A 20,711-nucleotide genomic window follows, 5' to 3' on the forward strand; every position below is an offset into this window, starting at 1 on the left:
GTGCATCATTAAAAAAGAGAAAATGCGTGAACGGTGAGGGCGAGCAGAGATGAAATGATGTGATTCCTATTTAATGGAAAAGGAAGAAAAGGGGCAGTAAAGAATAAAAACAGACGAAGGGGGGAAACCTTCATCTGTTTTTATCTTGGTCTATATACTTTTGCTGCTTTTCGTTTATTTAAATATTTTTTAATAAGTGGATAAATAATTGGTCCATATTTAATTCCCATTTTCATTAGGTTTTTCAGTGATCCAGTTGAACGCGCCATTTTTGTTTCTCACCTTTCAGTTTAAAGTGTTAGTTAATTCAAGTGTACCCGACACGATGAATTGTTAAACATCACTGCGGGAAAGCTGATATAATGAACAGCAATGAGAACTTTTAGGAAGGGTGTGCGTGTATGGCGCTTGAAGCGGGAACAATTGTTACATTAACCGTGAAAAATGAACAGGAGTACGGCTGGTTTTTAATGGATGAAGAGGGGGATTCTGTTCTTTTGCATCACAGCGAAGTGAGAGAGGGATTTGATCCGGATGAGCCGGTTAAGGTATTTCTTTATCAAGATCATGGTGGACGTTTAGCTGCAACGATGGATAAACCACTTATGACGCTGGGCGAATATGCGTGGGCGGAAGTTGTTGGAGAGGAAGTAAATAAACTTGGTGTATTCGTTTCAATCGGCATTTCCAAAGACGCGCTCGTATCTGAAGATGATTTACCTTATAAATATGAAGTGCGGCCGATTGAAGGCGACAAATTATATTGTACGCTGAAACTTGATAAAAATGGACGGCTGTTTGCAAAACCGGCGACAGAGGAAACCATTTGGGATATTGCCAAACGAGCAAACAAAACAGATTTAAATAGAGACTTTACCGGTATCGTGTACCGGACGGGAAAAGCGGGTTCATGGATTATTACCGCTGAACACCATCGGGCCTTTCTACATCCGACACAGCGTGAAGATGAACCGCGTGTTGGACAGACGGTAGAAGGCCGTATTATTGATGTACATGATGACGGTTCAATAAACATATCACTGCTCGGACGCCGCCACGAACGGCAGCTGGAAGATTCAGAGAAAGTGTATGAATACTTAATGAGCCGCAGCGGGAAAATGCCGTACTCCGATAAAAGTCTCCCGGAAGAAATCGAGAAGCGTTTTGGCATGAGCAAAGGAGCGTTTAAACGTGCACTTGGCAAGCTGATGAAAGAAGGCAAAGCCTACCAGGAAGATGGCTGGACATATGAGGGAACAAAGCCGACAGTCGAATCGTAAGCAAATTAAAAAAGGGATCGATGGGGTACCTGCCCCTTGATCCCTTTTCGTCTTATTCATAATCGTTTGAAAGCTTTAACTTATTAATGAGAGTAAAGAAAAGACTTAATAAAATAGCAATAACGGTAGCAAGTGCCATCCCTTTTAGCTGCAAGTATCCCCATGTAAATGTGGCGCCGGACAAACCGATCACAAGTACAATAGTGGTTAAAATCATATTTGTTGTTTTTGAGTAATCAACTTTGGATTCTACGAGCATCCGTAAACCGGAAACAGCGATAATGCCAAAAAGCAGTAAAGAAATACCGCCCATTACAGCTGTTGGAATCGTTGAAATGAGTGCGGCTAGTTTGCCGAAAAAGGATAAGAAAACCGCCATCACAGCTGCCCCGCCGATCACCCATGTTGAATATACTTTTGTTAACGCGAGAACGCCGATATTTTCGCCGTATGTTGTATTTGGCGTTGAACCGACAAAACCGGATAAAACAGTTGAAATGCCATTTCCGAACAAAGAAATGCCGAGACCGGGCTTTTTCATTAAATCACGATCGACGATGTTTTGCGTGACGACAAGATGCCCGATATGTTCAGCGATGACAACGAGAGCAGCGGGAGCAATGATGACAATGCTCGTCCAGTCAAATTCAGGCCGGTAAAAGTCGGGTAAAGCAAACCATTTGGCGTCGCGAACGGGCTGCAAGTCTACCATGCCAAAAAAGGCTGCAATGACATAACCAGAGATAATGCCAATTAAGATAGGGATGATTTTTAAAAATCCGCGAAACATAACGTTGCCGATAATTGTAATGGCAAGTGTCAGCATGGAGACAATAATCGTGTTGCGGTCGGGTGACCAGTCTGCTGCGCCATCTGATGAGATAATGCCAGCCATTCCTGCGGCCACCGGGATAAGCTCCAGTCCAATAACAGCTACGATTGCGCCCATTGCTGCAGGCGGAAAGACGACATCAATCCAGCCGCTGCCGGCCACCTTAATAATGCCGGCCACAACAATAAAAATGAATCCGACAACGATAAAAGCACCGAGTGCCTGATTGTAGCTTCCATTTGACATAACTAAAAAGACGGGTGATAAAAAAGCGAAGCTGGAACCGAGGTAGGCTGGAATTTGTCCTTTGCAAAGGAAAATGTAAATAAGCGTACCGACTCCGTTCATTAACAATATGGTCGCAGGATTTACACCGAACAAAATCGGCACGAGAACGGTTGACCCGAACATGGCGAATAAATGCTGAAGACTGAGCGGGATCAACGCCGGGAGCGGCGGCCGTTCATCAATTTGATAAGTGCGCAAGAAAAGATTCCTCCTAAGATTGACATATAAATCGTAGCCATTATACTCCAAAACGTGCTCATTTGACTATCGATTCTGGAAAAAGGCCGAATAAAGAAGCATGAGATGACGTCCGCTTTTTTCCGCAATAAAATGCCTAATTAACCAAAAAAGCGGTTTATATTTAAAAAGCGAATGAAAAAATGAAAAATTAACAAAATGTTCGTAATTGAAAACAGCGTTTGAAACAGGCAATGTAAGCGGAAAAAACGATGGTTTCATTGAAAAGATAGAGGAACTGCCCTTGATATGTGCGCCGTGTTATTTTATAATTCGGATATCAATAAAGTACAAAAAAGTACAAATTTTTTAAATTCCCAAAAATAACACGAATAAAGGAGTAAAATGATGACACGAGTGTATAATTTCTCAGCCGGTCCTTCTATGCTGCCTCTTGAAGTACTTGAAAAAGCGCAATCAGAACTTACAAACTATGCAGGTTCAGGCATGTCGGTTATGGAACTGAGCCACCGTTCAAAATGGTTTACAGATATTATTGAAACAGCGGAAGCGGTTCTTCGCAAGTTGATGAACATTCCAGATAACTACAAAGTGTTATTTCTTCAAGGCGGCGCATCCCAGCAGTTCGCAATGGTCCCAATGAATTTGTTTGCAGGAAGCAAAAAGGCAGATTACATTAATACAGGATCATGGTCAAAAAAAGCGATTAAAGAAGCGCAAAAGTACGGAGAAGTTCGCGTTATTGCTTCTTCAGAAGACAAAAACTACAGCTATATTCCAGAAATTACAGCGGATATGATTGATGCAGAAGCAGACTATGTACATATTACGACGAATAACACCATTGAAGGTACGGTTTTTAATACGATTCCGGATACAGGAAATGTACCGCTCGTAGCGGATATGTCATCGAATATTTTGTCGGAAGAAATAGATGTGTCGAAATTTGGCCTTATTTATGCCGGTGCACAAAAAAATATCGGTCCTGCCGGTTTAACACTCGTTATTATTCGTGAAGATTTAATCGGTAAAGCAGAAAAATCCGTTCCGGTTATGCTTGATTACAAAACACATTCAGAAAGCGGCTCACTTTACAATACACCGCCGACATTCGGCGTTTATGTGGCAAAGCTTGTTTTTGAATGGCTGGAAGAGCGCGGCGGTATTGCAGCGATGGAAAAAATCAATCGTGATAAAGCAGCTCTTTTATACGATTATTTAGAAACATCTGCATTCTTCCGTTCACCCGTACAAAAAGAAGACCGTTCACTGATGAATATTCCATTTGTCTCTCCAAGCGATGAACTTGATGCGTTATTTGTAAAAGAAGCGAAAGCAGCCGGTCTTGAAACATTAAAAGGACATCGTTCTGTTGGCGGTATGCGTGCAAGTGTATACAATGCACTGCCAGTTGCCGGTGTGGAAACACTTGTTGCATTTATGAAAAATTTCGAACAGACTCATTCAACAGAAGAGGGGAAGTAAAAACGTGTATACGATTAAAACATTAAACAATATTGCTGATGTTGGTCTAAATGTATTTGAAAATGCGGAAAATTTTCAAGTAAACGATGAAACGAATACCCCAGATGGAATTTTGCTTCGCAGTGCGAACTTGCATGACACAGTGCTAGATCATAATGTAAAAGCAATCGCTCGTGCCGGTGCCGGCGTAAACAATATTCCGGTTCAAGAATGTACAGAGCGGGGCATTGTCGTGTTCAATACGCCAGGTGCGAATGCAAATGCCGTGAAAGAATTAATTTTGACAACGATCATGGCTGTTTCCCGTAATTTATTTGACGGTGTAAACTGGACAAGAGAATTAAAAGGAAAAGGCGATGAGATCCCTAAACTTGTAGAAGCAGGCAAAAAGCAGTTTGTCGGCCGCGAAGTAAAAGGAAAAACACTCGGTGTTATCGGTCTCGGTCATATCGGTGCGCTCGTTGCAAACAATGCACTTGACCTTGATATGGATGTTATTGGTTTTGATCCATTTATTTCTGTTGATACCGCATGGAACTTATCACGCAATGTACAGCGTGCTTTAACAATTGAGCAGCTTTTTGCAGCAAGTGATTACATTACTGTTCACGTGCCGCTTACCGACGATACGCGCGGCATGTTTAATAAAGAAGCATATAAATCAATGAAAAACGGCGCATGCATTTTGAACTTCTCACGCGGCGAGCTCGTCAATGAAGTAGATTTGCAAGCAGCACTTGAGAGCGGAAAAATTGGAAAATACATTACAGACTTCCCGAATGAAAATGTATTAGGCATGAAAAATGTCATTCCAACACCGCATCTTGGTGCATCAACAGCGGAATCAGAAGAAAACTGTGCGTTGATGGCTGCTCTACAGATGAAAGATTATTTAGAAACCGGCAACATTAAAAACTCAGTTAACTTTGGTAATATTGAAATTCCATTCACAGGAAAACGCCGTGTATCTGTTGCACACAAAAACGTGCCAAATATGGTTGGTCAAATTACAGGTGCGTTGTCTGAATACAGCTTGAATATTGCGGATATGGTGAACCGCAGTAAAGGTGATTACGCCTATACACTGATTGATATCGATAATCAAGTAAACGGTGAAGTGATCCCTAGTCTAACAGAAAAATTATCAAACATCCCGGGTGTTGTTTTAGCCCGTATTATTTAATAAAACGAATGGTCCTGAATTCATTTTCAGGGCCGTTTTTTTATGTGAAAATAAAAAGAAAAATATTGAAATTGATGAAAAAAAGTGAAACTAATTTCCCTATTTAAAGGTAAGATAGAAAGAAGGCTAAGAGAATGGGGGATTCATTGTGAACAAATGGAAAAAAATGATGGCAGCAGCTGTCAGTGCAGCTCTTGTCCTGCCGGGGGCGGCACTAGCTGAAACACCGGTCGAACAAAAAGAAGCTGAATACAAAGCAGCACAGCAAGATCAGAAAATGACTGATTCACAGAGGCTTGTCATTAAATATTCAAAAGCGCTGCCAACAAGCATACATAAAAAAGCAGGTGTCGCAATCGTTAAACGTTTGCCATCTCTTGGGTATGATGTCGTTCAGATTCCGAAATCAAAAAAATTAAGTGACGTACTAAGTATTTATAAAACGCGTTCTGAAATTGTCGCGATTACACCTAGTGTGCAATATAAACGATTGGCCGCAGCACCCGATCCTAAAAAAAGCAAAATGGAGCACTTAGCCCTTTTAAATATGGACAAGGCACTTCTAGCTGCCGGTAAAAATGATGTAACGATCGCTGTTGTGGACGATGGCGTTGATTATAAGCACCCTGATTTAAAAGCCAATTTGCTTGCTCCATACAATGCGGCCGAGCCAGCTCGAAACCCGGTCCGTGATTTGCATGGGACACATGTGGCTGGGATTATTGCATCTGTAAAAGATAATGGAGTGGGAGGCCACGGTGTATTTCCGAATGCAAAAGTGCTGCCGGTCGATGTCTTTAATGGCAGTATGGGGGCCAATGATTACACCATTGCAGATGGCATCGTTTATTCTGTTGATAACGGGGCTGATGTGATTAATTTAAGTCTTGGCAGCTACATGCCGTCGTTAGTCGTTGAAGAAGCCATTCAATACGCTATTGATTCAGGTGTGGTTGTCGTTGCCGCAGCGGGGAATGAATCAACAGATGAATATTCTTATCCATCATCGTATCCAGGTGTCATCAACGTTGGCAATGTTGACGGCTTCAAAAAACTGTCTGACAGTTCCAACTACGGTGCATCGGTTGATGTGGTGGCACCGGGTGAAAACATTTACAGTACGGCTTATGGATCAGAAACAGGGTCCAAATTTGCCCGGCTGACCGGTACATCAATGGCTTCACCCGTTGTAGCAGCAACAGCCGGTTTATTAAAATCAAAATACCCTGATTTAACCGCTTTTGAGATTGAATATATTTTAGAACAGACGGCGACCGATCTTGGCGAAAAAGGCTATGATTTAACGTACGGTAACGGGTTAATCAATCCGCTCAATGCGTTGAAATTTGATATAAGCCAACTGCCGGATCGTCCTGATGAATTGGGAGAAGAATTGCTTCAAACAGCGAAAGAAGTGACATCAAGTAAACAAACCTTTACAGGTGCGTTTACATCACCGGGTACCATGCACTGGTATAAGGCAAATCTGGCAGAAGGTGAGCATGTCCAGACGGTGCTAAATGGAAGCGATCGCTACGATTATGCGATGGAATTGTATTTTGTGCCGGAAGATGGAGAGCCGGAATATGTACGTGATGTAAATGCGGCGCGCGTAGGCGAACAGGAAGGTAACTTATTTACAGCAGTAGAATCAGGAACATTGTTAATAGGTGTAAAAGATTCAAATGGCAATTACAGTGAATCAGGCAAGTCCTCTTTCACATTGGGAGCGGAAAAAGTGGAACCACTTGCACCAGACGCGACGTCGGAAGAAAACCCTATCTTGATTACGTCATTTCCATTTGTGAAAAATGATTTCACGCTATATACCAACGAAGAAGAAGTACCGGATACAGATTATTTTACGTTATCTGTAGATGAGCCGAAATTATTGTCTGTCTCGATTTCGGGCCTGCCAGGTGTCGATTCTGCATTGTCAGCGTCTATACTAACAGAAGAAAATGAAGATGCAGGCTATCACGAGGTTGCATATGCAAACAATGGGGGTACGAATGAAGGGGAGACATTGTCATTCCAAGCTGTACCGGGAGTCGATTACCATATTAATGTGACGAATTCCACATTTAGTAATGATTTACTTGGAGGATCACTGCTTGATTTACTATCGATGGATATTGATAAGCTGAATGAAGGTTCGTCTAGCTCATCTGCTTATCCGTATAAGATGAAAGTGGAAGAACATGAAATACCGGCGGATGAAGATGGATTGCCGAAAGAAGAAACTCTTGAAGATGCGCTATTAAATAAAAAGATTTCGCCAAATGAATATGGTGAGCTCAAAGAAGATTCATTGATGGACGAAGAGGCAGGTGAAGAAGAAGCGAATGAAGATACAGCCATTATGGAAAAAGCTCTCCCTTACACAGTCGGCCAAGAAAAAAGGGGCTATTTCCAAACAGAGTATGACGAAGATTATTACCGTTTAACACCTTCAGAGGATGGCATTTATCAATTTTCGATCAGTGAAGGCAACAGCCAGCTTGCATCAATGACATTGATGGAATATAACGAAGAGGCCGGGTCACTTGTACCTGTGTACGGCAGCGGCGGTGAAATGGATTTATTGATGAGCTTGCTTGGCGGAATGGGCAGTTCACCAGAACTAACTATTGCCTTGAAAAAAGGAACGACATACGTTGTACAATTGACGAATAATTTATACAATATTTCAGCAGATCCGTATACGCTCAAGTCGAAAAAAGTCGCAAACGTGCCGGCAGAAATAGATAATGATCAAAATATGCCAGAAGAAGGGCTCGATATTACGGCTGGAAAATCGTATGAAAATTACTTCGTGCAAGCCGGTGATACCGATTATTACTATTTTATGAATGATGGAAAAGCACGTATTTATACGCTTGATATTCTATCATCCATGCTTACAAATGCTCAAAAAACAAGCATTCCATATGAACTGCGTCAGGAACATATTTTCAACGGTGCAATTGTGGAAGATACAAATGGGGACAAGGTGATGGATCCAGATGAAATGGAACGGGCTTCTATATTTGGTCCTGATCTATTATCCTTTACGATTGAACGGGAAGTGCATTCATCGTTTGCAGCAAAAGAGGAGATGGGTTACTTTATAGAAGTTGCCCCATTTTTGCCAACAGGTCCAAGCCTGCAGCCGTATAAAATAAATGTTGGCGCAACGTTCAATCAGTTTGCAGACGGCGATGCGAAAGTCATCAATCATGTGCCAACGAAGCCGCTCGCAATGAAAACAGTGAACGGCCAGTACGGGGCGCGTGGTTACTTTAACACAGGCGTTCCATTCGGCGATACAGATTATTTCTTGCTGAATATGACGAAAGAAGATATGATTTCGTTTTCCTTCACAGCCGGACAAAACTTGGATGGTGTGGTGGAAGTGTATAATGAAAAAGGAAAACTTGTCGCCAAGTTTGACCGATACGGCCAGAACGACGAAGAGATCGGTACAGTGAAGCTCGCAAAAGGAAGGTATTTTATTGCACTCAGCGAAGCGAACGGTACAGCTTCTACTGCGCCGTATGAATTCATTGTGAAAAAATAGAAAGCAGCCACTGATCTTTTTGTGATCAGTGGCTTTTTTGTCGTTGTGAGCGAATAAGCGGAAATAGGTGCGATTTGGTGTAATTGTGAGCGAATGCGTGGAAATAGGTGCGATTTGGTGTGATTGTGAGCGAATGCGTGGAAATAGGTGTGATTTGGTGTGATTGTGAGCGAATCTGTGGAAATAGGTGCGCCTCGACGGTGTTGTGCGCGAATCTAAAAAACGAACTGCTGCAGCAGTTCGTTTCATTCTATCTATTGCTTAATATTTTCGTTGGCGAGCAGCAGTCCGATCGAGTTGTTTTGCTTCCAAATAGAAGAGAAGTAAACAAGCGGGACAGGACGATTACCGACGTAAGGAGCGACTTCAATCGTTAACCCGGGCTTTTGCTCCGACTGGATGAACCAATCGGTGTAGCCGCCGCCGCTTGGATTCAACCGTGGTGCGACAAGGCTGTAGCCTGTTTTACTGCTCACTTTTTTGGCAATTGCAGCATCTCTTGTTTTTAGGGCGCTTGATTGATGAAAGTGCCAGAAAATAATTTGACCCGAACTATGATACGCTGCGCTCGCTTTAAAAGAATGAGCAAGTGTAAAGTCATACATCGCTTTTGCTTCGGGCTCACTTAATGCTATCGGTCCTTTATAATTTTGCGGCGATGGTTTGCCTGGATCACAGCAAATCGTCGACCACTTGGCTGGATATTGGCGGTTTAAATCAACGCCGCGCACATTGGCTTTCCATTCAGAAAAATTCGATTTGCCGCCATTCATTTTCAAAACGGATGCTTTGTTTTTTGCGCTGCCTGCACCGAGCTGAACGAGTGATACGCCGTCTGGATTTACCATCGGTACGAAATAAATGGATGCTTTTTTTAAGATATTCTGAACGGAATAGCCATTCATTTCTCCGTTTGTTTTAAACAGGTGGGCGTATTGATCAGCCATCTCCATGATAACGTTCGTTGTAATATGTTCACGTGCATGATGAGAAGCATTTACCATTACTTCTTCTTTTCCCGAACCAATTTTCAACGCGTACAAATCACGGCCGTCTACTGATTTGCCGATCGTCTCTAGTGACGCGATGTCAGGATGCCACAGTATGAGTTCTTTTAAATCTTTCTCCATTTGACTATATGTAATGGCTTTAAATGGATCCACGTAGTTGCCTGTATAGAGCGTCACATCCGATTTACGCACATAAGCGGTACGGCCGCCAATATCAATGATGTAGTAATCTCTATAAGCAGCACGCGTTTCAAACAGGACACCTGATTGGAGACGGCCCATTGAGGTTAATGTTCCGTTTTTCGAATAAAGTAAATCTGTCGTTTTTCGTGTGATTGCGCGGTTTTTATATGTTCCGCCTGGCTGGACGCCGCCGGCAAGCACCGCTTCTGTTAAAAATGTAACATCTGCTTCCTTTACGTAGCCGGTCGTATGGCCAAATACAAAGGCGATATAGCCATTTTCAGTGCCGGTCTTTTTCCATACTTCGCCTGCCAAAAGACGACCTGTTTTCACCATTTCCCCATTTTGCTTTTTAAATAATTCGGCGTCAGCCGCTAACTGAAAATAGCCATCCGAGGCAGGTGTGTCGGGATGTACTGCAGACACGTCACCGCCAGATAAATATTCACGGGCGATAAATCCGTTGATACCTTGCCAAGTAATCCGAATCCGCTTTTCTTCTGCACTAATAACAAGGACGTTCGTGTTGGCTGGGATGGGTGTTAATACGGCCGCCTTTCCGCCAGATGGCGGTGTATAAATGTGAGTATCCGCAATTGTCAGCATGTAAGAAGCAGCTCGGGGCATAAGCGGAAGTACAGACATGGTGATCAAAACGGCACTTAATAGAAAAAAAATCCACTTTTTCATGGTTTCCTCCAATTATTCGTTATTTATTACCATTTTAACAGAATAGTAGATAAGAGGGAGAAAACATGAAAAAAATGCGCATTCTGCTCGTTATAAAAGCAGAATGCGCATAGATTAAGATAAAACACCTAGTAAAATATATTTCATTTTATCTGTACGAGATAGATCATTAAACGTCTTCTTTTTCACATGATCCGCATTAATAGGCGTAATGAACGGTCCGCGTTTCACCACAAGTTCATGTGGATGAATGACGATTGCTTCGCCTGATTCAATGCCGTCGGTTACTTGAAAAACGCCATCAACTGTTAAGTCTGTTTTAATGAGGCGGCGTTCTAGTTTCCCTTGTGTGTTCATGACAATCGCATATTTTTTTTGATTGCTTTTTAAAATGGATGTGCCAGGAACCGTGACCGCTTCAAGTGCTTCTGCCGTGATCACATTCACATTCGCTTTTAAACCGGGATACAGGTCAGACGATTCAACACCGCTTAGCTGGGCTGAAAATGGATATAAACTTTGCCGTTTTACAGATGGTTCTTCTTCAGGCTGTTGACTGACATCGGTAAGCGACCCGTCAAATTGTTCGGCTGTTGTATCAACCGTTACTTCAACGCGCTGACTCGCTGCCGCTTTTTTCACCTGCTTTTCATCTAATACACCTTCTACTGCCGGAACGGAGGAATTAATAATCAGAAGCGGATTGTTTAAGCTGCGGTCAATCTTTTTTACATAGCCTTCATTCATACTTTTAACAATTAAATTCCTTTTCTTCACTTCTTGCGAGGTAATTAATTTATCATATTTCTTTGTTTCTTCCTGCAGTTTTTGTTTCTCTGTTTCTTGCTGCAAAATTTCATTTTCAATCGTTGTGCTAGCGTCTCCTGAGCTGATGATGGTCGTGTTGCTGTCAGGATCGTTTGTCCGATCAGTATTCCTTGAAGTCTGCCTGTCGTTTTCTTTACGCTCCGCTTGTGATAATAGCACGCGCAGCTGGCTTAATTGATTGTCGATAAGTGAAATTTGCTGCTCTGTCTGTTCTTTTTCTACCGTTAAACGGTCAATCTCTTCATCGATGTCTGTTGATGAATATTCAAACAGTTCATCGCCCGGCTGAATGGCATCGCCTTCTTTTACAAGCACTTGTTTAAGGGAGCCCATACTTTCATCAAAGTAGATGGGATATTCATCGGATGGTACGACAACACCTTTGGTTGAAAATGATTGGACGACATCACCGGTTGATGCCCGGTCCCACTCCCGCAGCCATTCTGTGCGGTCCGCTTTGCTGTCTTCTTTAAATGTTAAATATAAGTTTCCCGCAATAACGACAGCACTCGCTGCCAGCCATACTTGTTTTCTTATTTTTTTCAATATGTTCACCTCTTTCAATTAAAACAAATTCTCGACATAAATCGATGTGAATAATGTCGATAAAATCCAGAATGCAAGCCCGATTAGGAAGACCATGAGAAAAACGAAAAAGGGTCCTTTCGCTTCAGAGGTACGCAGGAAGCGATACTGGATGATGAGAATCCATACTTGAAAAATCGAAATAAAGCTGAAGAAGCGGATCGCAATACCATTCTCAGTTGCATACTGGGCGACAACACCGAGTGAGAAAGGAGAGGAATCACGCGGGATCGAGAAAAAAACGTTCCACGCAATTAAAAGCGCATATTCAATTAAGTAAATCGTTAAGACGATACATTGCAAACCAACTAATTTTTTAAAGTCGATTTCAAGAAATGTCCAGAATAGCAAGGCCGGAATAAAAATGAAAAACAACGGAAAGAACAGCCCCCATAGACCTGAGCCTGCCGCAAAAAGCACTTTTAGCCATTCATAAGTAAACTTATCCGATTCGGCCATATACGTGGAGATACTCTCGCCTTGTATGCCGAGGTAACCGGCAAGCAGAGATAAGAGAACACTGCTTAAAAGCAACAGTGAAAACTTTGTCCACAAACCGTGAATTTTCTCAGTTTGAGATAACTGATAAAGTTGATCAGTAGAGCGAAACAGCCCTTTAAAAAGCTGAAGCCGATAAGCCATCTTAAAATCTCCCATCAAATAGAATAAGGAAAGCAAATAACATTCTATATTATATACAACTATGAACATATGAACCAATATAAATCATGTGAACGACTATAATTTTAAAAGGTCAGAATTATTAATCAATTGAAATATGAATGTAATGAAACGAACATCCTAGTGTAATAGTCTTGAAATAGTAGAATGGTACAATCGTTCCATTGTTACAACTACTAGGGGGTAATTATTCGTGAAAAAAATGGCAATGTCAATTCTAGCTGCACTGATGATCTTTTCAGCTTCTGCGGCTCAAGCAATGGCCGCTACTCACACAGTTCAAAAGGGAGACACACTCTATAAAATTTCGACTCAATATAAAACAACAGTGGATCAATTGAAACAATGGAATAAGCTATCTTCTAATCTCATTAAAGTTGGTCAAAAGTTAACAATTGGCAAAACAGCGGCAGCCACAAGCCAGCCAGCTCCAGCCAAAGAAAATAAAACAACAAATGCAGTAAAAGAAATTACTGTTAAAGCAACAGCCTATACAGCCTATTGCAAAGGATGTTCCGGTATTACAGCAACAGGTATTAACTTAAAGAAAAACCCGAATGCGAAAGTAATCGCTGTTGATCCAAACGTCATTCCGCTTGGAACAAAAGTGTATGTAGAAGGATACGGGGAAGCCATTGCCGGTGACAAAGGCGGCGCGATTAAAGGAAATAAAATTGATGTACATATGTCAACGTCTCAAAAAGCGAAAAACTGGGGCGTTCGCACAGTAAAAGTACAAATTTTAAAATAAGGTTTTTGAAAGGGAGACGGATTAAACGTCTCCTTTTTTATTTGCACATTTCTCGTGTATGTCAATTAGATGACAAAATGGAAATAAGAGTTTACTTGTAACAGTTATGTCATATTTCCACATCTAACCGTAACCTCCTTTTAAAAACATTACGTTCTTAAGCGTGTTACAATTAATCTCGTTAGCGGAAAACGCAGTAGAGCGTTAAGCGCTTTTTATATAAAAAGGATCAAAGGCTAAAATAATTACTATGCCTTTGTGACCCGTATCTGCAGTCGTCCTTACAGTCACGGAGAGTTATAGATTTAAACAATTCTTGCGTACAATGATTGATCAGATCATACCGGCAGGAACAACCCAGGAGGTTTTCTTAACTATGAAGAAACAAATGATGGCACTTGCAGCAACAACAGTAATCGGCGGTAGCCTATTCGGCACTGCTGCATCAGCTAGCACATATACAATACAACCAGGCGATACACTGTGGAGTATCTCACAAAAAAGCGGTACGACAGTGGAGCAATTAAAAGCAGCTAACGGTATTTCTTCTCACCTGATTTATGCAGGCGATACCATTTCAACAACAGGCTCAAGCAAATCAGCATCAGCATCTTCTAACGGTACATATACGGTTAAAGCTGGCGATACATTATTCAAAATTGCATCAGCACACGGCATTTCAGTGAGTTCACTGAAATCCATCAATGGTCTTTCCTCCGATATGATCTACCCTGGAGACGTTCTTTCAACGAGCGGAAGTGCAGCAGCACCAGCAGCTAAAGCTTCAGCACCAGCAGCCCAAACGAAGCAGGCGGCTGCACCTGCACCTGCAGAAGCAGCACCACAAGGCAATACAATCGCGATGAAAGCAACAGCCTATACAGCTGATTGCGCAGGCTGCTCAGGGATTACAGCGACAGGTATCGATCTTCGCAATGACCGCAGCAAAAAAGTTGTTGCCGTTGACCCGAATGTCATTCCATTAGGTTCACGTGTATACGTTGAAGGATATGGGGAAGCCGTTGCCGGTGATACTGGTGGTGCGATCAAAGGAAATAGAATTGACCTTCACGTCGCGACAACAAATGCAGCAAACAACTGGGGCGTACGTACGGTAAACGTCACAATTTTAGACTAACACATACATGGTGAAAAATGCCTTCCCTCGCCTGGGAAGGCATTTTTTGTTTTGTTGTGCACATTCATCGATTTTTGAGCACTTGCTGTATATAATAGTAGAAAGAAGAAATGAGGAATGACGTTGAAACGTTATAAACATTTAGCGGAAAGTGTACGGTTTCAAAGAAAAAAGGGAACGTGGAAACCAATTGTTCATGATGAGCGGCTGCTGCATGAAGGAGATGGGCGAAGTGCTGTTGTGTACCGCATTCAAGGAACGAATAAAGCATTAAAAGTCTTCTATCCTGATAAAGTGTATATTGCAAAAGAAGAAGCGGAGATTTACCGGCTGTTATCCGGTTTGTCAAATTATCCAGAGCTTCACGAATCGGGTGATACCTATATTGTCATCGATTGGATCGATGGGAAAACATTATTTCAATGTTTAGAAGAGGGAATTGATATTCCGGAAGAACTTGTTCAGGAAGCAGATTTGGCCCTGAAAGATGCGCGGAAAAGAGGATTAAATCCTTCTGATGTTCATTTGCGAAATATTATGGTTACAGGAGAGGGCAGAATTGTACTTATCGATGTTGCCAGGTTCCGGCAAACGAAGGATTGTATGAACTGGGAAGATATTAAAAATGCATATATTCATTTTTATACGAAACCTTTTTTTCCGAAGCGCCTTCCAACATGGCTGCTGAATATGATCGGCACGATGTACAGAAAACGGCTTTTGCCTATTCATCGCAAAAAAGCCGGAATCATTCAGCATCATTAAAAAACCGCAGAGACGAATTTGTCACTGCGGTTTTTCGTTAGAACTATTATCGCCTTTGAGTGCGTATTTTACACTGGCCGCCAGCACATCAGCACCGATTTTAATAATACGCCTGTCAAATGTCATATTAGGATGATGAAGACCCGGTACAAGATTCGAACCAAGGCCCATCATGGCTGCTTTAATATGAGGACGTTTAATGGTATAAAAATGAAAATCATCACTTCCAGGTGTAATGAGCGGTTCAGCAAGCGCCTCACTTCCAGCTACTTCAATAATTCCTTTGCGCAAAAATGCTTCAGCATCTTTTGACACTTCGGCTGCCGGAGTGAAATCCATCCATTCATAATCAATTTTCACTTCATAAAGCAGACTAATTTGTTCAATTTTATGCTCAATAGCTTTTTGAAGTTCAAGCAAAATCTTATTTCTCTGGGCACGTACATCTAGACCAAACTTACCTGATCCAGGAATAATATTTAAACTTTGTCCGCCCGCTTCCAAACGTGTCATTTTTGCCGAGTATGGTTCAAAAGGTGAAAAGTTGATTGTGTTCAATTGACGGCTAAGTGATGACATTACTTCAATGGCATTTACCCCTTGATATGGCCGGGCACCATGCGCATCATCGCCAATCACTCTTCCGTTTAAAAACGCAACAGCGCCGTGATAAACGGATGGCGTAATTTTCCCGAATGGAACTTCTTCAATTGGCCGAAGATGCATGCCAAACAAATAATCGACATCATCGACGACACCTTTATTGACCATTTTTAAGGCGCCGGTGCCTGTCTCTTCAGCAGGTTGGAAAATAAACCGGACCGTACCTTCTGTGATTTCTTCTTTTAATTTCAACAATGCCCCAATTACAATCGACATATGTGCATCGTGTCCACACGAATGATTAGCCCGGAACTCCCCGTTTACTTGTTGCCAGAGTGCATCAATATCTGCGCGTACAGCCACAACAGGAGATCCAGTGCCGATTTCGGCAATGAGTCCGGTGCAGTCATCAAATGTGTACGAGCGGACTCCTTCACTTTGTAACAAGCTTGAAATATAAGCTGTCGTTTTCGTTTCCTTCCAGCTTATTTCTGGATGTGCATGCAAATGTTCGAAAATCTCAAGAAGTCTGTTTTCAAATATTATGTCCGTTTGAGCCATCAGCAAGCCCTCCCCCGGTAATCCTTTCTCTATAGTATAAGCCAAAACAACATGTTTGGCTTGGGAAATGACTGAAAATCCTTATCTTTTTCCTTTTAATAAGAAAAAACTAATAAAAACAGCTGGTAAAGCGACGATCGCCATCCCTAAAAATGACAGTTGCGGAGAAATCTCGTATAAGTATCCCGACCCAACTGTTAAAATGGCAACGCTTAGTCCCATGCCAAGTGAGGAATAGACACCTTGAGCCGCTGGAATTTCTGATGAATCAAATTCTTCATACAATAACCGGATAAAAGCGTAATGAGCGAGCCCGAATGTGAACGCATGAAAGAATTGAGCGAACATGTAAACAGCAACAGACGGAAATAAAAACATGATCATCCACCGAATGACAGCCGCAATCGCTGCCCAAAAAAACATGACAGGCACACTCGTATGACGTAAAAAGCGATCGGCTACATTAAAAAAGAGAATTTCAGCCGCAACCGCGATATTTAAAATAACGCCAATCCATGCACTGCCAACACCGAGATGCTGCAAGTAAAGAACACCATAATTATAATAAGCGGCATGAGCACCTTGAATGAAGACACAGATGATGAGCGCTGTTAAAAACCGTTTTGAGCGAAGCAGATGCCGCAGCGGCACGCGCCGCAAATCACCGCGTTCACGGAGTGCAGGCGGTGTATAATAAAACGCTGCAGCAATCATAAACAGCGTACTCGCAATGAACACATATAAAATGGCGGAATCGGTAAAAAGAGCGGTTGCGACACCGATAAACAGGACAGAGGCTATATAACCGATCGATCCCCATGAACGGCTTTTCCCATAATGAATACGGTCTGTTTTCATTAACAGTGCCCCCATGCTGTCCGCCATGGGCATGATAATTGGATAAATAAAGTTGAATAAAATCATGACAATAAAGAGTGTCATATAGCCGGAAGCTGGAATGAATAACATCGCCGTTAAGGCAGTAATGATGGTAAAGAACTTTAATAACGTACCCGCCGGATATTTTGCACTGAGTGCCGGATAGGCAAAAAAAGTGGAAACGGCTCTGACAAGAAACCCGATTGAAATAAGCGAAGAAGCTGCTTCAACCGTCATTTCTTTTTCAGAAATGAGCCACGCGTTCCAATAGGGCATGAAAATACCCCATGAAAAGTAAAAAGCGAAATAGGTGATAGAAAGCCAAAACTGTGCTTTATAAATCATGTCATCTTCCTCTTCTATAATAATCATTTCCCATTATAGCGAAAAACAGCCGCTGTACAGATATAAAACGAAAAAACAGTGCAAGCATTACCGGTGTTTTTAGCCGGAAAGAATGATTTAGCGTTTATAAAAATACAGATAAAAAGGTTGAAATTAGACGAAAAATGAAGGATATTAGGTAAAAGTGTCGAAATCAAATGGTATATATTACTTATTATTCAGGTAAAGGAGACTAGTAATGGATAGGTCTAATGATTTTGGAGATGGATTGCTTGTTTTTTCGACAAAGGAAAATGCAGAATGCTGCATACGATTGATGACTCTCTTTCAAGAAAACGTCATCATTGATGCTGAATTTATAGAACCTTCTCCTGTTCTGGATCACGAATGGCTGCTTGGGGAAAAGGGTGCAATTAAAATCACAGCAGCTGAAAGCGGTGCTTGGAAAGAATTAGTGATCCATTATTGTCTCAAAGCGGGAGTCATTACCGTGACAGCGATCAAACCAACTTATTTATCTGCCAGGACCATATCGTCTATTGCCAGCCAGTTTTTTATTCGAAAAGGGAATATGCTTCAGTTTTTATCTGTTCCATCTATTTGTGAAAGTCTCTTTTTTAAAAACAAAGCCATTCAAACTGTTTCTATTTACACGAAATAATCAAAGGCAGCCTGCTTTTTTTAGAGGCTTCTTTTTTATTTTGTTATAATGAAAAAGAAGATAGGAAAGGAGTGGATAAAATGAAAAGAATTCCCGTTCTTTTTTTATTGTTTACGGTACTATGGCTGAGTGGCTGCTCGGGCCCAGCCTCGCCTGCAGAACGGCTTACGGAATATACAAAAGCTTGGACAAAAGGTGATTTAAATAACATGTACATGTATTTTTCAGCGGAAACGAAAAAAAACATGGACAAAGAAGAATTTATAGAACGGTATGAAAAATTGATGAACGACTTAGAAATCAAGCCGTCAAATGTCAAATTGCCCGATGAAGAAGACGTTCAAAAAGATAATGAACAAACGGTGCGGCTTTCTTTTTCAGCAAAAATGAGCACGGTCGCAGGGGATATCCCATTTGAAAAAGAAGCAGTGATGAAACTGGAAGAAACAGAAGAAGGAGAATCTTGGATGATTGACTGGGATCCATCCTATTTTCTACCCAACCTTGAAGAAGGTGACAAAGTACGTATCCAGCGGTTGGATGGGGAGCGAGGCCGTATTTTTGACCGGAATGGAAGCTTACTCGCTGGCAATGGAACAGCGGTCCAAATCGGTGCGACAGCGGGAGAGATGGATGACAAAGGGAAACAACAGCTTGCAAAGGTGCTTTCGATGTCTGTGGAAGACATTAATAAACAGTTGACGCAAAGCTGGGTGCAGGCCGGTTATTTTGTTCCGTTAAAGACAGTGGCGGAAAAAGAAGAAGCGCTCCTTAAAAAAGCGACAGCCATCCAGGGAGCAACGGCATCAGCTAAAGCTGTGCGTGTCTATCCGTATGGAGCAGCGGCTGCTCATTTAACCGGCTATGTCGGCGATGTGAACGCAGAAGAAATGGAAGAAAATGAAGGTAATTATAAAGAAGGCGATCAGATTGGCAAACGCGGGCTTGAACAGCTCTTTGAAAAAAAACTTCGTGAAACAGACGGCGTGCAAATTTTTATTGAAAAAGAAAAACAGGAGCCGATTGTTATTGCGAAAACAGAGCCGAAAAAGGGCCAGGATATTCAGGTAACGGTCCATGCAGAACTGCAAAAGCTGCTCTACGCAGAAATGGCGGGGACGGCGGGAGCGGCATCAGCCATTCATCCAAAAACGGGAGAAGTAATGGCCCTCTTGTCGTCGCCATCATTTGATCCGAATGAATTTGCACGCGGTATAGCTAGCGATCGGTATAAAGCACTGCAGGATGACCCGCTTCAGCCACTGTTAAATCGGTTTGTGGGAGCGTATTCCCCGGGTTCAACCATTAAACCGATTACAGCGGCTGTGGCAATGAAAGCGGGTAATCTTGATCCCGCGGCAGGTAAAGTAATTGAAGGGCTTCAATGGCAAAAGGATTCATCATGGGGCCAATATCATGTCACACGAGTCAGTGAATCAACAGCACCTGTTACACTGGAGTCAGCAATGATCGCGTCGGATAATATTTATTTTGCGATGGCAGCACTCGATACAGGTGCAGAGCAGATGAAAAAGGGACTGCAAGAATTCGGGTTCGGTGAGGAATTTCCATTTAAATATCCGCTGCGGGATTCACAAATCTCCAACAGTGGTGAATTTGGCAATGACATCATGCTTGCGGATACCGGATACGGGCAAGGTGAAGTGTTAACAAGTATGACTCACCTCGCATCCGCGTATGGTCCATTTTTAAACGGAGGCACGATGATGAAACCTGTACTGCTTATGGATGAAGAACAGACTGTCTGGAAAAAAGAACTTGTGACAGAAGCACAAGCAACGCTTATCCAAAAAGGACTCCGCGGTGTGGTGGAGAAAGGAACAGCGAAAGCGGCAAATGTAGAAGGGATGTTGATTTCCGGAAAAACAGGTACAGCTGAATTGAAGAGCGAACAAGGTACTACAGGAAAAGAAAATGGTTTATTTGTCACGTATGATGCGAATCAGCCTGATTTCGTTTTGGCGCTGCACGTAGAAGATACAGCCGAACAGGGAGGTAGTAAATTAGCCGTCGATAAAGCAGCTAACTTGTTTTTAAAATGGAAGGATTATCAATAAATATGAAAATAAAGGGTTATATACAAAACTATATACCTGAATTTAAAGAAAAAGAAAGGAAATAGGTGAATAAAAAAGAATATGTGTCGATATATGTAGGGAAATGATTTAAAGAAAGCGGGGAGCGA

General features: G+C 42.0%; 16 protein-coding genes. 9 read left to right on the forward strand and 7 right to left on the reverse strand.

The genetic code is table 11. The annotated features are described in order from the left end of the window. Positions 1–140: 140 nt before the first annotated feature. On the reverse strand, positions 141–269 hold the full coding sequence (locus tag ACZYRN_RS06535) for a hypothetical protein (protein WP_488910723.1): 129 nt from the start codon (positions 267–269) through the stop codon (positions 141–143). Between the two features lie 132 nt (positions 270–401). On the opposite strand from ACZYRN_RS06535, the gene ACZYRN_RS06540 reads away from it, so the two are divergent. Further along, positions 402–1,280 carry a CvfB family protein gene (locus tag ACZYRN_RS06540; RefSeq protein ID WP_488910724.1) on the forward strand — a complete coding sequence of 293 codons (879 nt, stop codon included), beginning with the start codon at positions 402–404 and terminating at the stop codon, positions 1,278–1,280. 52 nt (positions 1,281–1,332) lie between these two features. Here the strand turns inward: ACZYRN_RS06540 and uraA are convergent, their stop codons facing one another. After that, on the reverse strand, positions 1,333–2,598 hold the full coding sequence (gene uraA / locus ACZYRN_RS06545) for a uracil permease (protein ID WP_488910725.1): 1,266 nt from the start codon (positions 2,596–2,598) through the stop codon (positions 1,333–1,335). A gap of 387 nt (positions 2,599–2,985) precedes the next feature. Here uraA and serC point away from each other — a divergent pair, with 387 nt between their 5' ends. The 3 genes from serC to ACZYRN_RS06560 all read left to right on the forward strand — a co-directional run bounded on the left by serC (position 2,986) and on the right by ACZYRN_RS06560 (position 8,825). Further along, the gene (gene serC, locus ACZYRN_RS06550) at positions 2,986–4,083 is read left to right on the forward strand and encodes a 3-phosphoserine/phosphohydroxythreonine transaminase (RefSeq protein WP_488910726.1); all 1,098 of its coding nucleotides are present in this window, start codon (positions 2,986–2,988) and stop codon (positions 4,081–4,083) included. Positions 4,084–4,087: 4 nt separating this feature from the next. Further along, positions 4,088–5,266 carry a phosphoglycerate dehydrogenase gene (locus tag ACZYRN_RS06555; protein ID WP_488910727.1) on the forward strand — a complete coding sequence of 393 codons (1,179 nt, stop codon included), beginning with the start codon at positions 4,088–4,090 and terminating at the stop codon, positions 5,264–5,266. 148 nt (positions 5,267–5,414) lie between these two features. Next, positions 5,415–8,825 (forward strand): S8 family peptidase, encoded by a 3,411-nt coding sequence (locus ACZYRN_RS06560; RefSeq protein WP_488910728.1) that lies wholly within the window; start codon positions 5,415–5,417, stop codon positions 8,823–8,825. A 254-nt stretch (positions 8,826–9,079) separates the two neighbouring features. On the opposite strand, the gene ACZYRN_RS06565 is transcribed toward ACZYRN_RS06560, so the two are convergent. From ACZYRN_RS06565 to ACZYRN_RS06575, 3 genes are all read right to left on the reverse strand, one after another. Next, positions 9,080–10,708 carry a M14 family metallopeptidase gene (locus ACZYRN_RS06565; RefSeq protein ID WP_488910729.1) on the reverse strand — a complete coding sequence of 543 codons (1,629 nt, stop codon included), beginning with the start codon at positions 10,706–10,708 and terminating at the stop codon, positions 9,080–9,082. A gap of 114 nt (positions 10,709–10,822) precedes the next feature. Further along, positions 10,823–12,082 (reverse strand): efflux RND transporter periplasmic adaptor subunit, encoded by a 1,260-nt coding sequence (locus ACZYRN_RS06570; RefSeq protein WP_488910730.1) that lies wholly within the window; start codon positions 12,080–12,082, stop codon positions 10,823–10,825. An 18-nt stretch (positions 12,083–12,100) separates the two neighbouring features. After that, entirely contained in the window at positions 12,101–12,763 is a 663-nt protein-coding gene (locus ACZYRN_RS06575; RefSeq protein WP_488910731.1) for a hypothetical protein, read from the reverse strand. 232 nt (positions 12,764–12,995) lie between these two features. Here ACZYRN_RS06575 and ACZYRN_RS06580 point away from each other — a divergent pair, with 232 nt between their 5' ends. From ACZYRN_RS06580 to ACZYRN_RS06590, 3 genes are all read left to right on the forward strand, one after another. Next, positions 12,996–13,553 (forward strand): 3D domain-containing protein, encoded by a 558-nt coding sequence (locus ACZYRN_RS06580; protein ID WP_488910732.1) that lies wholly within the window; start codon positions 12,996–12,998, stop codon positions 13,551–13,553. A gap of 376 nt (positions 13,554–13,929) precedes the next feature. After that, a complete protein-coding gene (locus ACZYRN_RS06585; RefSeq protein ID WP_488910733.1) occupies positions 13,930–14,691 on the forward strand; it encodes a 3D domain-containing protein in 762 nt (253 codons plus the stop codon). 117 nt (positions 14,692–14,808) lie between these two features. After that, positions 14,809–15,456 carry a protein kinase family protein gene (locus ACZYRN_RS06590; RefSeq protein ID WP_488910734.1) on the forward strand — a complete coding sequence of 216 codons (648 nt, stop codon included), beginning with the start codon at positions 14,809–14,811 and terminating at the stop codon, positions 15,454–15,456. Positions 15,457–15,477: 21 nt separating this feature from the next. Here ACZYRN_RS06590 and ACZYRN_RS06595 read toward each other — a convergent pair whose 3' ends face one another. Together ACZYRN_RS06595 and ACZYRN_RS06600 are read right to left on the reverse strand one after the other, a co-directional pair. Then, positions 15,478–16,620: a M20 peptidase aminoacylase family protein gene (locus ACZYRN_RS06595; protein WP_488910735.1), complete on the reverse strand. Its 1,143-nt coding sequence runs from the start codon at positions 16,618–16,620 to the stop codon at positions 15,478–15,480. Between the two features lie 81 nt (positions 16,621–16,701). Further along, positions 16,702–17,844: an MFS transporter gene (locus ACZYRN_RS06600; protein WP_488910736.1), complete on the reverse strand. Its 1,143-nt coding sequence runs from the start codon at positions 17,842–17,844 to the stop codon at positions 16,702–16,704. 238 nt (positions 17,845–18,082) lie between these two features. Between ACZYRN_RS06600 and ACZYRN_RS06605 the strand changes: the two genes are divergently transcribed. Next, positions 18,083–18,505, forward strand: a complete 423-nt coding sequence (locus ACZYRN_RS06605; RefSeq protein WP_488910737.1) for a hypothetical protein — start codon at positions 18,083–18,085, stop codon at positions 18,503–18,505. 80 nt (positions 18,506–18,585) lie between these two features. Beyond that, positions 18,586–20,583 carry a penicillin-binding transpeptidase domain-containing protein gene (locus tag ACZYRN_RS06610; protein WP_488910738.1) on the forward strand — a complete coding sequence of 666 codons (1,998 nt, stop codon included), beginning with the start codon at positions 18,586–18,588 and terminating at the stop codon, positions 20,581–20,583. Positions 20,584–20,711 lie beyond the last annotated feature (128 nt).

Source organism: Domibacillus sp. F004 (assembly GCF_057814295.1).